This window comes from Gilvibacter sp. (assembly GCF_013214815.1).
Lineage (GTDB): Bacteria > Bacteroidota > Bacteroidia > Flavobacteriales > Flavobacteriaceae > Gilvibacter.
This window is the reverse complement of sequence record NZ_JABSPU010000069.1, coordinates 1-13,898: the sequence shown is the minus strand read 5'-3', so window position 1 is coordinate 13,898 and position 13,898 is coordinate 1. Positions and strand designations below refer to the sequence as shown.

Below are 13,898 nucleotides of genomic sequence, written 5' to 3'. Positions count from 1 at the left end.
TCAATTTGATGATTTCACTAAAATTGACATGCGCGTAGGTACGATCATGAAGGCTGAAAAAATGGCCAAAACCAAAAAGCTCATGGTCATGGAAATAGACACGGGTATTGACACCCGTACCATAGTTTCTGGTATTGCTGAGCATTATACGGCTGAGGAATTGGTTGGCAAACAAGTGACCGTATTGGTCAACTTAGCTCCGAGACCGCTTCGTGGTGTAGAAAGTCAAGGGATGATTCTCTTAGCAGAAGATGCCGACGGTAAATTGGTATTCATGTCTCCGGAGGAGGCCGTTAAAAACGGCAGTAGCATCAGCTAAATGATCCGCGTTGCTTATCATCCCATCTATAAGCATCCGCTACCTTTAGGGCATCGTTTCCCGATGCAAAAATACGAGCTGTTACATCGACAACTCTTACATGAAGGCACTTGCGACCCAGAACAATTTTTTGTGCCTGGCAAACCGAATATGCAAGCTATAAAAGCCGTTCATGATCCGCAGTATGTGGAAGATCTGCTGGCGCAAAACATAGAACCACGAGCCGCCAGAAAAGTGGGTTTCCCCATGTCTGAAAAACTCATTGAACGCGAATTCACCATTGCTCAAGGAACTCTAGAGGCCACACAATTTGCCTTAGAGCACGGATGCGCACTCAATATTGCCGGTGGGACTCATCACGCCTTTAAATCCAGTGGCGAGGCCTTTTGTTTGCTGAATGACCAGGCGATTGCGGCCAAAAACCTCATCCAAAACGCACAAGCAAAACAAATCTTGATCATCGATTTAGATGTGCACCAAGGCAATGGCACAGCAGAGATATTTGAGGGAGATGATAGTGTCTTTACCTTTTCCATGCACGGGGCGCATAACTACCCGTTCCGCAAGGAAAAATCGGACTTGGATATTGGGCTACCAAACGGCACCGAGGATAAAGAATACTTAGAGATCTTAGCATTTCATCTTCCGCGATTGATTGATAAAGTCCAGCCTGATTTTATCTTTTACCTCAGCGGAGTAGATATTCTGGCTACTGATAAATTGGGAAAACTCGGCTGCAGTATGGAAGGCTGCAAAACGAGAGATCGGATGGTTCTAGAAGCTTGTTACCAAAGAGAGATTCCCGTGCAGATCAGTATGGGAGGTGGTTATTCTCCCGATATTAAGATCATTTTAGAGGCCCACGCCAATACCTATCGCCTGGCCCACGAACTTTGGAACTAATTTATTTGATCCAGAGGCTATTGGTGAAATAGCTGCGCGAATCCAAGAAGTGTCTTTTAACTTCAAAACCAGCTGTCACCGCCATGCCTTCCAATTCTGGGAAACTGTACTTTTTAGAAAGTTCGGTCCAGATCAATTCATCTTTTTTAAAGCTTATCTGCTGATCTGCCAAGTCTACTACTTGATCCGACAAACTGATCAAATACGAGCGGACTTCCCCACTGAGTGGATTGTAATGGCAATAAAAGTCAAACTGCTCTTTGACAAAGTTGGCATCCAACTCTCGGTTGAATCGGTCTAAGAGATTCAAATTAAAATTACGCGTAATGCCATGTGGGTCGTCATAGGCTCTACGGATGACCTCGGGATTTTTTTGCAGATCCGCACCTAACAGCAATGCATCTCCATCGCGCATATTTTTATGAAACAAACGCAGTAAATCCAACGCATCACCAGGAATATAGTTCCCAATATTACTACCCAAAAAGAGCAATAAGCTGGGGTTCGCTTCACTTTTTAATCGGCCATTAAGTACTTCAAAATAATCTCCCACCTTGGGGTTTAAAGTCACGTTGGGCAAGCGTTGGGCAAAATCCGCAGCCAAACCATCTACTGCCGCCATAGAGATATCAATGGGCACATAGGTCACCTCTCGATTTTGCTTGTCCAAATAATTCAGCAACTCAAAAGTCTTGCTGCCATCACCAGCACCTAATTCTACCAAATTAAAAGGGCCTTTAAAACCAGTCTCAGTGATGATATCACCAGCTTGCTGGGCTAAGATCTCTTGTTCCGCGTTGGTTAAATAGTATTCCGGCATCTCCATGATCTGCTGGAATATGGCGCTTCCTGCATCGTCATAAAAGAACTTGGAGGAAATGTATTTTTCTGGGGCGCTTAGGCCCTGCAATATTTCGTTTACAGTATTGGAATTCATTAGCGTGCAAGTCTTAATCCTGCAAACTGCCAACGCAAATGCGGGTGAAAAAAGTTTCTGTAGGTCGCTCTGCTATGGCCTTCCGGAGTAGCGACAGAAGCTCCGCGAAGTACTTTTTGATTGATCATAAATTTGCCGTTGTATTCACCTACGGCTCCTGGTTTTTTCTCAAACCTGGGATAGGGTAAAAAAGCACTGCTGGTCCATTCCCATAATATTCCCCAATCGAGTTGCTGGGAAGCCACTTCCCACTCAAACTCAGAAGGAATGCGGAGTCCGCGCCATTCTGCATAGGCGGCAGCTTCATAAAAACTGATGTGCATTACGGGCTCATTAGTGTTGACAGGAACTAATCCTTCCAAACAATACCGATGCCACTTATCCTTGATTTTGTGCCAATACAAAGGCGCTCTCACCTCGTGTTGGTTAATGAATTCCCAACCTTCTGCATGCCATAGGTTGAAATCTGTATAACCTCCAGCTTCAATGAATTCTAAAAACTCTCCATTGGTCACCAAACGATTAGAGATCTCAAAGGCCTCTAGAAAGACCTTATGGCGGCCCTTTTCAATATCAAAATGGAAATCTTCTCCTTGGTAGCCGACCTCATACAGACCTTCAGGAACCTTTATGTAATCCTGGTCTTTACCCTCTTCAGGAAGGCAATAAACCGTGCCGTAAAGCGGAAAAGTCGGTTGATTTCCAAAGAGACTTTTAATATCATAGGCCAACAACTCTTGATGCTGCTCCTCATGATTGATTCCTAACTCGACCAGCTCGCGAACAACATCAGGGCAATCATCTTGCGCGAGTAACGCAGCAACATTATCAGTCACGTGGGCGCGGTAATCCAAAACCTCAGATACCACAGGGCGCGTCATTAAGCCTCGGTTTGGACGCAAAACACGATCCCCTAGGTTGTTGTAGTAGCTGTTGAACAGATACGCAAAATCCTTATCAAATTCTGAATATTCATTCTTGTATGGAACCAAGACAAACTGTTCAAAAAACCAAGTGGTATGTGCCAAATGCCATTTGGGTGGCGAGGCGTCTGTCATGGGTTGTACCGAATAGTCTTCAATCTTTAAAGGACTACAGATCTCTTGGGTACGGGCACGCGTTTTGAGAAACCGTTCTCTGAGCATATTAAATGAGTTTAGTGTCGATGATAGTTGGTGAGGTCAATGTTTTGTGAACCGGACATTTACTAGCGATCTGCTTGAGGCGTTCGCGCTGTTTTTCATCCAAGTCTCCAACAAATTCCAGTGTCTTTTGAATGTGATCGATCTGTCCCGTGGCTTCTACTTCCAGGTCTTCTGGCAGATCATCGGTATGCTTTTTAGAATAGGTCAAATAGCAAAATACTTCCTGTAGATCCCAACCTTTACGCTGGGCATACATTTTTAAGGTCATGACGGTACAAGCTCCCAAAGAAGCATTGAGCAGTTCATAAGGAGAAGGCCCAAGGTCTTCTCCTCCAACAGATTTAGGTTCATCTGCAATAAGGGTATGATGGGGTGTGAACACCTCTGAGGTAAAATTGTTCTCTAAATCCAGGTGAACCACCACTTGTTCCCCTTTGGTAGAGATCATGTCTTCATCTAACTCAGGGAAATACTTACCCGCCCATGTCCCGATCATATCTGCTACATAAATAGCATCTATCTTATTGGTCAAAAGGTGATCGGCTCCATCTAAAGAAATAAAGCTCTTTGGGTGAAAGGCTGCATGATACAATTTAGCGGCATTTTCAATGCCAACAGTCAAGTCTTGAGGCGAATGCATGATCAAATACGGAATCTTCAAACCCTTGACAGTCTCTAAGAGATTCCTGGATTTAAGATCGTCCACGAATTGCTTTTTGATCCTAAAAGGACGCCCTCCAATATTGACCTCCGCAGAACCCGTTTGCTCAATTTCATTCAAACCATCGGCAAACAAATGGGTCACGTGATCCACCTCAGCAGGTGCTCCTATGGTCACAATCGCTTTGATGGAATCCAATTGAGCGGCCGCAGCCAAAACAGCTGCGCCTCCTAAGGAATGGCCAATAAGCATGGCCGGCGCCTCATACTGCTTTTCCAAATATTCTGCAACCGTGATCAAGTCCTGAACATTTCCGGAGAAATTAGAATCGGCAAATTCACCGCTACTACGGCCTAAACCTGTAAAATCAAATCGAACCACTCCAAAGCCGTGATTGGTCAAAGTTCTGCTGATGTAGCGCACTACGCTCAAATTACTGTTACACGTAAAGCAGTGTGCAAATATTGCATAATGACGCACCTTGCCGTTGGCAGGTACTTCTAATCGGGCAAACAGACTGCCTTCTGATTTGGCAATCTCGATGGTTGTCGTTTTCATGTTTAAGATATACGTAATTGCTCCCTGTGCAGTTTGCGCAGTTTCTGCAATTTAGGGGTGATCACATAGTTGCAATACCCCTGGTTGGGTTGTTTGTTGTAATAATTCTGATGGTCCTCGGTAGCCTCATAGAACGGCATGGCCTCTGCCAATTCGGTAACTATGAAATCCTCATAATACTTCTGGACTTCTACTAAGACCTGTTCTGCAATTTGCTTTTGTTGCTCGTCTTGATAAAAGATCACGGAGCGGTATTGGGTACCCACATCGGCACCTTGTCTGTTGAGCGTCGTTGGGTCATGCGTGGTCAAAAAGATCTCCAAGATCTTCTTATAAGAGATCACCTCAGGGTCAAACTCTAAGCGAACTACCTCAGCATGGCCCGTCAATCCGCTACAGATCTCTCTGTAGGTTGGATGCCCGGGAACCTTTCCTCCACTGTATCCAGATACTGCCGAATGAATGCCTTCTACTTCTCTAAAAACGGCTTCCACGCACCAAAAGCATCCGCCGCCAATTACAGCTATTTCATTTTGATTACTCATGAGCAGCTTCCTTTTTTAGATCGATGGACAAGGAGTTTACACAATAACGCAATCCGCTCGGCGCAGGTCCGTCTGGAAATACATGGCCTAAATGTGCATCACAGGTATTGCATTGGATCTCAACGCGTACCATTCCAAAGGACGTATCCTTGATGTATTTTATAGCATTCTCTTTTATGGGCTGCGTAAAACTCGGCCAACCACTGCTTGAGTCAAATTTAATGGTGGAATCAAACAAGGGAGTGCCACAACAAACACAGTTGTATTCACCGGCTTCATAAACACTGCAGAGTTCACCAGAAAATGGCCTTTCCGTTCCGTGTTGGCGGGTAATTCTATATTGTTCAGGAGTCAATTGCGCACGCCATTGCTCCGGAGTTTTTTCAACACGCCGATCTGGCGTGGGATTTCCTTTTACAGAAAATCGAATGATGTCGTTCCAATTTAGCATAGCTCTTCTTTCATTTAATCTATGAAGTTATAACATATCCGTCGAAATTAAGCGCCAGAACTGTCAAGGTTTTGTGAAACTTTTCTGGGCTGATTTTAATGAGACATTATCCGCTGATGGACCTGTTTGAAAAAGGCGAAACCATCATCACCGGAATCCCTAAATGGCAATACTGCACCGGTGAATCCATCGCGATACCAATCGCCTAAACCAAGCGCTGGAAGATCATCAGGCAGATAAGATTTTCCGTCTTTGTAATAACTGATATAATAGTATGGTCCATTAACTACAGAGTCTGGAATAGCCAAACCCCAACCCACTCCTAGTCCATCAGCTAAGGCCGTATACCCGCCAGTGTCAAAATGATGCGGCCAGATTCGAATAGCTACTTCTTGACCGAGCTCGGTTGCAAAGGCTTCGGAAGCCCGTTGTGCTTTTGTCCGAGTATCACTAAGTTGATTCAGCGCCTTAGCTTTTGGCGCAACCCAAAGCTGATCTGCTTCAACTGGATAGGGTAAATCATAATGAAATTCATAACGATAAGGGGTATCAAAACCGAAACCTTCCGCAGTGGATTTTAACCAATTCAATACCTCCTGATGGGTTTTACCGTCTAGCTCAATACTCGATTTCAATCCTTCTCCCTTCCAAAAAAGCGAAAAATCAGCATAACTAAAACACAGCTGAACGCCTAGATCATTTAAAGCATGCGTGCTCAAACTTTGAGTGGAGCCGTCAAAGCCCAAATTGGTATGGCTGTCGTCTGGAGCGGCTTCCATAAAGGAGATAGCGGCAGCGGCTAGGTACTGTGAAAGCTGATGAATAGTTTGAATTGGGTGGTCCATAATGGCGGTTTGTTTAAAGTTACGAGTATGTATTTGGAAAAAAAAGTGCTTTGGCTAAAACCAAAGGGAAACCACTTACGTAAGTAGGATATAAACCAAAACAATTACAGATGAAAAATCTAAAAATCAAGTACGGCCTTTTCTGTCTGGGTCTACTTGCTATTGGACTGATCGCGGCAGATCACATTGACGCACCTGCAGTTCAAGGACAGACCACCGACATCACCGACATTTACGCCTTTCAAGGAGAGAACACAGACAATATTGTCTTTGTTGCCAACTTGCAAGGGCTATTGAGTCCAGGAGCTACCGCGGGAGCGAGCTTTGACGAGAACACCCTTTTGGAGTTCAATTTTGACCTGGATGGAGATGCTGTTGAAGATCAAGTTTTACAGGCCATTCCAAGAAACGGTACCATGTATTTTTTTGGTCCGACTGCCCCAGCAAGTACTGGCCTTAACAGTAGCGTTGCTGTAGATGCCACAGAATCTTCTGTGATGATCACGCCTTATGGAGAATCAGCCATTACCGCTAACAACGCCGGGATGCAGTTTTTTGCAGGCCCTAGAGACGATCCATTCTTTATGGACTTTGCGCAGTATACCGCTATTATCAATGGCGATGCAACCGAATTCAACAACCCAGGAAGCGACACCTTTGCTGGCAGTAATGTACTCTCAGTAGTGGTAGAAATGCCTAAGAGTATGTTGGGTGGCAGTGGAAGCATAAACTTCTGGGTAACTGCAAACAGTAAGCAATAATTAAAACAGAAATCATGAAAATCAAACAATTCATATACCTATTTGCCTTTATGGCTGTTTTTGCGGCCTGTTCAAACGACGACGACAACACCGCACCCATCATGATGGACGACGACACCATGATGATGGATGACGAGATCGACTTTAGCGGAACCTTCACCCAAGCAGATCAAATGGGAAGGCCAGCAGTGAATACTGTATTTGTATCCTCGGCTTCCAAGGACAGTTTTAATACAACGATACCTTCTGAGCAAGAAGCTGCTTTTCAAGCGATGTTCCAAGCCAATCTAGAAGCCTTAAGCGCAGCTTATACCAATCCAGGAGACACCAATGCTTTGGGATTGGATTCTGAGAGCTTTACAACGCTGCTGGCCACGGATGTACTCAATGTGAGTCTTGATGGAGTAACTACCTTCTTTGACGGTACCAACGTACTGACAGGACGCGCCCTTGCCGATGATGTGATCACTGTAGAGTTACTGCTGATCTTTGGTGGGGAAGACTTTATGGAAAATCCAGGACTCTCTAACGACAATGTAGATGCCAATGATGCAGCTTTTTCTAGCTCATTCCCCTACCTGGCATCTCCTTGGTAAAATTCAAGCAACATGAAAACACGAATTGGACTTGCCCTTTTTGCATTAGGCCTTCTGCTTTATTTATTTAAAGCCGACCAAGCCCCAATAGCGAAGCTGCAAGATATCGATGACAGTCTCCAAGTTGCCCCCCAGAATCCAGATTGGCTACAAAAGGATATTGCCTTTTGGCAGTCCAAATTGGAGCAAGTTCCAGGCGAGTTTAGCTATAAGGCTAAGCTCGCCGGAGCTTATGGTTTGAGCTTTTCAAAATCAAGGGTCTTTGCTGATCTTTTCAAAGCTGGAACCCTCTGGGCGGAGGTCAATGAACAAACGCATTTTAAAGAAGCTGGCTTTTTAAGAGCCGCGGCTCGCAATGCTATAAGCCGACACGAATTTGAGCAAGCTGCATCCTTATTACTACAAGCAGAAAAACTTGGAGAAGGCTTGCGCGCAACGCAATTGATGCGTTTTGATGTGGCCATGGAATTGGCTCAGTATGACGTGGCTGAAAAATTGCTTAAACAAACCGAAGACTTTAGCGATGTGGATTTCTTGATCCGCTATTCCAAATGGAAAGATTATAAGGGGAATTTAGATGAGGCGATCTTTAGACTAGAACAGGTCTTGGCTTGGGCCAAAGAGCGCAATAATAACTCGCTCGAATTCTGGGCAGTGTCTAATTTGGGTGATTATTACGGCCATGCAGGAACCATTGAAAAAGCCTACGCGGCTTATTTGAAGGCCTTAGCACTGGACCCATCTTCTACCTACGCTAAAAAAGGAATTGCCTATATCGCCTTTGCGAATGACATGGATCCCCAAAAAGCCTTAAGTATTATTGACGGTATTGCCGACTCGAATCAGAACCCTGATCTGCTGCTACTCAAAGCAGACATCTTTGAATTTACAGGAGCGCTGCAACAACGCACTGAAGTTTTGAATCAGTTTAAAAAGGTAGTGGAGGAACAAGGTCTAGAATCTTTGTACCGCATGCCTCTGGTACAGATTGCTTTAGATGAGAAGGACTTTGAGCAGGCATTAACACTAGCTCGAGCTGAAGTAAGCCACAGAGCAACGCCACAGACTTATGACCTATTGGCTTGGACCTATTTCTCTGCTGGAGATATAGAAAGTGCCCTAAAAATTACCGAAGTTCAGGTGCTTGGACAATCAGAAGAACCCGTACTGTTATTGCACAGCGCAGAAATATTAAAAGCTGCAGGAAAACTATCCGCAGTAAATGAGCTTAAAGAAGAACTAGAAGAAGCAAGCTTTGAACTCGGCCCTATTGCCACTAAACAAGTAATGGCCCTCTAAAGAGTTTAAAGTGTTTTTTGTTCGGTTGGTTATGCGCTTATTTCCCCCGCGGAGGTAGGCGCTGTTTTATGGGGTAGTATTAACCGCTCCTAGTACGTAAAGGTTCTCGAGGGTTGGAGATTCGCTTCCACCTTCTGGCTCAAGGGTAATTCCGTAGGCCTCCGTGGTGAATTCGTTTTCGATGATGTAGAGGTTCAGATCATCTTCTGATTGCTCCAATACCCCTAAACTCGTTGGAGTAAGTGGATCCAAAGTAAGGGACCACAATTGATACTGCATGCCGCTAGGGGCTTCTGGCAGACCGTTCACATCTAAATAAACGGTTTTGGCCTCTGCATTCCAATAAACGGCTGCAAAACTTTGATCGTAATCACCTTGACCAGCCAGCGGTATCTTTTGTACATCTGGAGCACGCAGGGCATCAAGCAATTCCACGGTCAGTAAATTGGTTGCCTTTTGAGACTCCAATTCTGCTTCTAAGAAGATCTCTTTTTGCTCCATCTGCTCTACGCTCAATTGCAGTTCTGATCGCTCAACAAACAAACTGATCAATCCTGCTGTAGCTAAAGTAGCAGCGGCCCAACCTCCATAGGTGAGCCATTTAGGTCTAGAATTGTTTCTGGAGATCACGCGAGGAGCAGCACCTGCTTTAGTAGTTGCTCGAGCTTGAGCCAAAGCCATTAAAGCAGCTTCTATGCGATTCGCCTCGGCAGCCAATTCCGGATACTTTTGCACCAAGCGATGCACTTGCTCGTGCTCCGCAGGAGATAGCGCTCCACTTACGTAGAGTTCTAAAATTCCAGATGCTATGTACTTTTCAGTATCCATTATGAATCAATTCCGAGTTTTGCCCGCAGGCCATTAATGCATTTTCTGATCTGAGTTTTTACGGTTCCCAAAGGAATCTCCAGATCTTCTGAGGTTTGCTGCTGCGTAAATCCTTTAAAGAATAATCTATCGATCAGTTGCTTGCAGCGCATCTCAAGGGTTTCCACTATGGCGGCAAGACCAATCGCATCGGTCTGACCCTCAAAGGCATTACTCCCTCCAAATATATCTACGAAATTAGTCGGGTTTAGGTTTTGTTTTTGTTCTTTGGCCGATCGGGATCTCAAATGATCGATCGCCGTATTGCGCGCAATATTCAAGAGCCAAGTAAAAAAGCGACCTTTTTCAGGATCAAAACTGTCCAAACGCGTCCATACTTTTAAAAACACATCTTGACACAGTTCCTGAGCAACCTCTGGCTTGCCCACCACACCTTCAATAACCCCCAACATCGCCGGCGCATATTGCGCATGCAACTGCTGGAAAGCCCGCTCGTCTCCTTGTTGGCAAGCGGTAATTAGTTGATTGAGGGTATCTGCCATAAGAGAGCTTTAAATTACTAAAAAGAAAGCACTAAAAAAGCTGGAAACGCGGCTTTCTTTACTGGAAAAGTTTTATGGTTGCTCCTTCGTCTTGGGCAGTGACGGTATGCAAGAGTTTCCCCTTGCCCACAGCTTTGTCCAAATAGATCTTGGTGCCCACTGTCCAACGCTCTGGGCGACTAAAACCAGGCATAATTGGAAAGCCGTAACTGAAACTAGAACCGTCTTGATTCGGGCCTTCCACATAAAAGTTCCGGCGGTTCCACGAGTTGTTTTTAATTTTAAAGCTGATGTACTTTGGAATCTCCACTGGTGCTGTCGCAGTCTGCGGCGCCTGATAATTCCCTGTGATCACCTTAGGCTCTGTAAAGAGTTTTAAGCTTGCATCTTCGTCCAACTGTGTGTCTAGTTTATTTATCACATTCACAGTGGCCTCCCCACGACTACTTATGTTGACATTTGCATTATTTGCCTTTAAACTGGATGCGTTTATGGTTGCAAGTTTAGACGCTATATTTAGCCTTTCAACATTTCCAGAAAGGATCACCTGACCTACATTGGCCTCAACGCTAAACTCCTCTGCGCTCAAGTTGATCACATAGGTGGTATCGTGAGTGCCATGTTCTAAAGCCTCAATTTTGGGCGCACCAATTTTAATGATCAAGTCTTGACTGGGTTGGATCCACTTTATTTGATCCAAGGTTAGAGTTCCGTTCACTGCGGTCTTCCCAATCAACTCCAAAAGATTGCTGTCTCCAGTAATGGCCATCCCTTCGGGAGCCTCTGGATCAATAGTGACCTTGGCATAAAGTTGGACACTTACGGCCGTAATGTTTGTAATTGGGTAGTTCTTGGTAATGATATTTCCGTCGCCTTTTACCTGTCCAAAGGTTTGTGTGGCGATCAATACAATTGTAAAAAATAGTGTTCTCATTTTTTTGAATTTTGATTGATTATGATTTTGATTGATTGAATTTTCTGCTGATGAGCGCATCCAGGCCAAATCGACCCGAACCAAGCACTAGCGTGAACATGGCGATCCATAGAAAGCCCATGGCCGGCAGCATGCCCCAAGTGCCTTCTCCCCATTTTTGAAGGAAGATTGCCGTGAGCATGGTACACATGATTAAAAAAGAGGTCATTCGAGTGTTAAAGCCTAGTGCCCAAAAGAGTCCTCCAATGGCTTCACTTGCCGCGCCCATCCACGCAAAAAAAGTAGGAGCTAAGGCAAAGATTCCTCCAAAGGCCTTTACGTCTTCTGGGAACCAATCCACAACTTCAAAAAGGCCTAATTCCTTTTCTGCAGGTGACCAAGGCATACCGAATTTGCTGCTCCCAAAATCGATGGTTAATAAAAGCCCTCCGACTATACGCGGAATGGCGAAGAGCAGATCCGCATACCATTTGTGTTGTTCTACCGGGCGAATAAGTCTTATAACTAAGTGTTTGAATTTTTTCATGATGAATGTTTTTTGATGTTCAACAAGGCAAAGATGCGATGCAACCATCAGCCTTAAGTCTCACAATAGACTCCAGGCGTCTTAAAGAGAATTCAAGACGTCTCAAAAAAATGTAAGATTTTGTTTTAGAGCGAGTTGATGTACTCTGTAGGAGACATTTGGGTATGCTTTTTAAACACCCGATTGAAGGTAGCTTTGCTGTTAAAACCAGCTTCTTCTGCCAAGCCGAGCACAGAAAGTTGATTGTGCTTACCGTTTTGAATCATTTCCTTAAAGGCTTCAATCCGATAACTGTTGACAAAGTCATTAAAATTCTTGCCCAAGTTTTTGTTGAGTAGATCGGACAGTTCTGTTCTGGGGAGATTCATCCCTATGGCCAATTGAGAGAGCGTTAATTCTGGATTGAGGTGCGGCTGCTGCTGTTGCATATAGTTCAAAAGAGCAGCTTGTAGCTCAGGATTGGCGTCAATAGTCGTTTTAGCCTTGTTAGTGGGGGCAGTAGGTCTGCCATCGGCTTTCAATTCAGAAAGCTCAACGGTATCTGTAAAGTAACCTTTGATTCCCACATAAACTACAATTACGGCAGAGAGTAAATGATACCACCAGCGCTGTTTCCAATGCAAAACGACAATAGTCTCCTCTACTACTGTTTGAATCATTTGATATAGAAATAGGCTAGCATAGATGATCAAAAAGATCCGAATCCAATTAAACTGCAATCGATAAGTGTTGGAATAATACTGCGCTATTCGCTTTCGGTAATTATAGAACTGTTGGATCGCCAAAGTCAAATACAGCATCATGGACAGGTTAAAGACAATAAACATGAGTTTGTCTATGTACTTCAAGTGCAGGGAGGCCATAAGTTCCCCGTTCTGCGTATCATCGAAACCGGGTTGAGCAGCATCGTATATATAAAGGAACAAACAGTAAACGGCGTAAAGTGCAAAAGGGATAAACTGCAGGTACTGCTTCTTGCCCAATTTAAATCCTGGGACCGTCACCGATTGGACATAGAAATAGATTATCGGCCCCAAAAGCAAAATGAGATCTATTAAAAAGTAATTGACCTTAGTATTGCGATACGTATCGTACCACTCCATAAAACCTATGGCGTAGTGGGTGCGTTCATAGCAGGTGATCAACACTACTGCACCGAGAAGGTAATCGGCCAAACGTCCATGCCTGCGTCCACGCATAAAAAGCAAAAAAGCAAATACAGCGCCTTGCAACATAAACAACAAAAGCGGTGTGCTGTAGATATCAAAATACGGAAACTTAAGCGGTAGCCCTGCAAGCATACTCAAAGTTAGTTTTTTAAATGACATGATTCCTAATGCCTTCGAAAGCCCTTCAAAATCAACTTTTTTACTCCCTGTCCATGGTTTGTCCATGCTGATTTTTAGGAGGTTATCAAGCCTCATTCTAGTTTTGACCCAGTTGAATCAAAAACCAGTACAATGAAAACTACACTAACAACAAAACGCATTTTGCCGCTACTCCTTGGAGGATTTTTTATCCTGTTTGCTTGTAGCACAGAAGACGATGGTCTGGACGGAGTAACTCCAGACGCCAACAGTATTAATGAATACCTACTTCAGCTATCCTACAACCAAGACGAGCTCCTTGAAGTTCAAGAAACAGGTGGTTTGGCCAGCTCTAGAGAAGTCTCTTTTGAAGACGAAGATCCGGGAGAACCCGTCCAAGGAACAATAACAGGTTGCACAACAACCGGCTACGATCTGTATTCCAATTTTGATCAAATTGCCATTCTGCGTCCATCTATTGGTGTGATCTATCCAGGGGCCTTGGTAGTAGGAAACGGATCCATGCTCGATGGAGAACCTACTCCTTTTGCAGTGGATAGAGCTCCAGCAAATATGCGCGTAGACTTGCCCGGAATTGATGAAAACGGAAACTTCCGCGTGGAATCGCCGGGAAGCTTTTCCGCAGTTGATGCCGAACTTGATGTTGCCCTAGAATGGTGGAATGACAACGCCTATCAAGACGGTTATGTCAATGAAGCCAACTCTACCTATCAATCTGCT

Annotated in this window: 17 protein-coding genes; 6 read left to right on the top strand and 11 right to left on the bottom strand. The window is 44.4% G+C overall.

The genetic code is table 11. The annotated features are described in order from the left end of the window. Positions 1-319 (top strand): methionine--tRNA ligase subunit beta (gene metG, locus HRT75_RS12130; RefSeq protein ID WP_291187096.1); only part of this gene is annotated, 319 nt, incomplete at its 5' end. Beyond that, positions 320-1,222, top strand: coding sequence for a histone deacetylase (locus HRT75_RS12125; RefSeq protein WP_291187092.1), 903 nt, complete (start codon positions 320-322; stop codon positions 1,220-1,222). Between the two features lies 1 nt (position 1,223). Here the strand turns inward: HRT75_RS12125 and HRT75_RS12120 are convergent, their stop codons facing one another. From HRT75_RS12120 to HRT75_RS12095, 6 genes are all read right to left on the bottom strand, one after another. Then, positions 1,224-2,159 carry an L-histidine N(alpha)-methyltransferase gene (locus tag HRT75_RS12120; RefSeq protein ID WP_291187089.1) on the bottom strand — a complete coding sequence of 312 codons (936 nt, stop codon included), beginning with the start codon at positions 2,157-2,159 and terminating at the stop codon, positions 1,224-1,226. Next, positions 2,159-3,304, bottom strand: a complete 1,146-nt coding sequence (gene egtB, locus HRT75_RS12115) for an ergothioneine biosynthesis protein EgtB (protein ID WP_291187087.1) — start codon at positions 3,302-3,304, stop codon at positions 2,159-2,161. The genes HRT75_RS12120 and egtB overlap by 1 nt, the downstream gene beginning before the upstream one ends. A 1-nt stretch (position 3,305) precedes the next feature. Beyond that, entirely contained in the window at positions 3,306-4,523 is a 1,218-nt protein-coding gene (locus HRT75_RS12110) for an alpha/beta fold hydrolase (RefSeq protein ID WP_291187084.1), read from the bottom strand. 2 nt (positions 4,524-4,525) lie between these two features. Next, entirely contained in the window at positions 4,526-5,068 is a 543-nt protein-coding gene (msrA, locus tag HRT75_RS12105; RefSeq protein WP_291187081.1) for a peptide-methionine (S)-S-oxide reductase MsrA, read from the bottom strand. Continuing rightward, on the bottom strand, positions 5,061-5,519 hold the full coding sequence (msrB, locus tag HRT75_RS12100; RefSeq protein ID WP_291187078.1) for a peptide-methionine (R)-S-oxide reductase MsrB: 459 nt from the start codon (positions 5,517-5,519) through the stop codon (positions 5,061-5,063). Before msrB ends, msrA begins: the two co-directional genes overlap by 8 nt. A gap of 95 nt (positions 5,520-5,614) precedes the next feature. Further along, entirely contained in the window at positions 5,615-6,364 is a 750-nt protein-coding gene (locus HRT75_RS12095; protein WP_291187075.1) for a hypothetical protein, read from the bottom strand. Positions 6,365-6,474: 110 nt separating this feature from the next. Between HRT75_RS12095 and HRT75_RS12090 the strand changes: the two genes are divergently transcribed. From HRT75_RS12090 to HRT75_RS12080, 3 genes are read left to right on the top strand one after another with little or no spacing between them, the layout of a single operon-like run. Continuing rightward, complete coding sequence (locus HRT75_RS12090; protein ID WP_291187072.1) at positions 6,475-7,125, top strand: DUF4331 family protein; 651 nt, start codon at positions 6,475-6,477, stop codon at positions 7,123-7,125. Between the two features lie 14 nt (positions 7,126-7,139). After that, the gene (locus tag HRT75_RS12085) at positions 7,140-7,721 is read left to right on the top strand and encodes a DUF4331 family protein (RefSeq protein ID WP_291187069.1); all 582 of its coding nucleotides are present in this window, start codon (positions 7,140-7,142) and stop codon (positions 7,719-7,721) included. A 12-nt stretch (positions 7,722-7,733) separates the two neighbouring features. Then, entirely contained in the window at positions 7,734-9,020 is a 1,287-nt protein-coding gene (locus HRT75_RS12080) for a cell surface protein (protein WP_291187065.1), read from the top strand. 66 nt (positions 9,021-9,086) lie between these two features. Here the strand turns inward: HRT75_RS12080 and HRT75_RS12075 are convergent, their stop codons facing one another. The 5 genes from HRT75_RS12075 to HRT75_RS12055 form a co-directional block, all read right to left on the bottom strand. Beyond that, positions 9,087-9,848, bottom strand: a complete 762-nt coding sequence (locus tag HRT75_RS12075; RefSeq protein WP_291187062.1) for an anti-sigma factor — start codon at positions 9,846-9,848, stop codon at positions 9,087-9,089. Beyond that, complete coding sequence (locus tag HRT75_RS12070) at positions 9,848-10,390, bottom strand: sigma-70 family RNA polymerase sigma factor (protein ID WP_291187059.1); 543 nt, start codon at positions 10,388-10,390, stop codon at positions 9,848-9,850. The genes HRT75_RS12075 and HRT75_RS12070 overlap by 1 nt, the downstream gene beginning before the upstream one ends. A 58-nt stretch (positions 10,391-10,448) precedes the next feature. Beyond that, on the bottom strand, positions 10,449-11,324 hold the full coding sequence (locus HRT75_RS12065; RefSeq protein ID WP_291187056.1) for a DUF2807 domain-containing protein: 876 nt from the start codon (positions 11,322-11,324) through the stop codon (positions 10,449-10,451). 19 nt (positions 11,325-11,343) lie between these two features. Then, the gene (locus HRT75_RS12060; protein WP_291187053.1) at positions 11,344-11,850 is read right to left on the bottom strand and encodes a DoxX family protein; all 507 of its coding nucleotides are present in this window, start codon (positions 11,848-11,850) and stop codon (positions 11,344-11,346) included. A gap of 125 nt (positions 11,851-11,975) precedes the next feature. Further along, positions 11,976-13,244 carry an AraC family transcriptional regulator gene (locus HRT75_RS12055; RefSeq protein WP_291187050.1) on the bottom strand — a complete coding sequence of 423 codons (1,269 nt, stop codon included), beginning with the start codon at positions 13,242-13,244 and terminating at the stop codon, positions 11,976-11,978. A gap of 66 nt (positions 13,245-13,310) precedes the next feature. Here HRT75_RS12055 and HRT75_RS12050 point away from each other — a divergent pair. Then, a partial coding sequence (locus tag HRT75_RS12050; RefSeq protein WP_291187047.1) for a thiol-activated cytolysin family protein occupies positions 13,311-13,898 on the top strand: 588 nt, incomplete at its 3' end.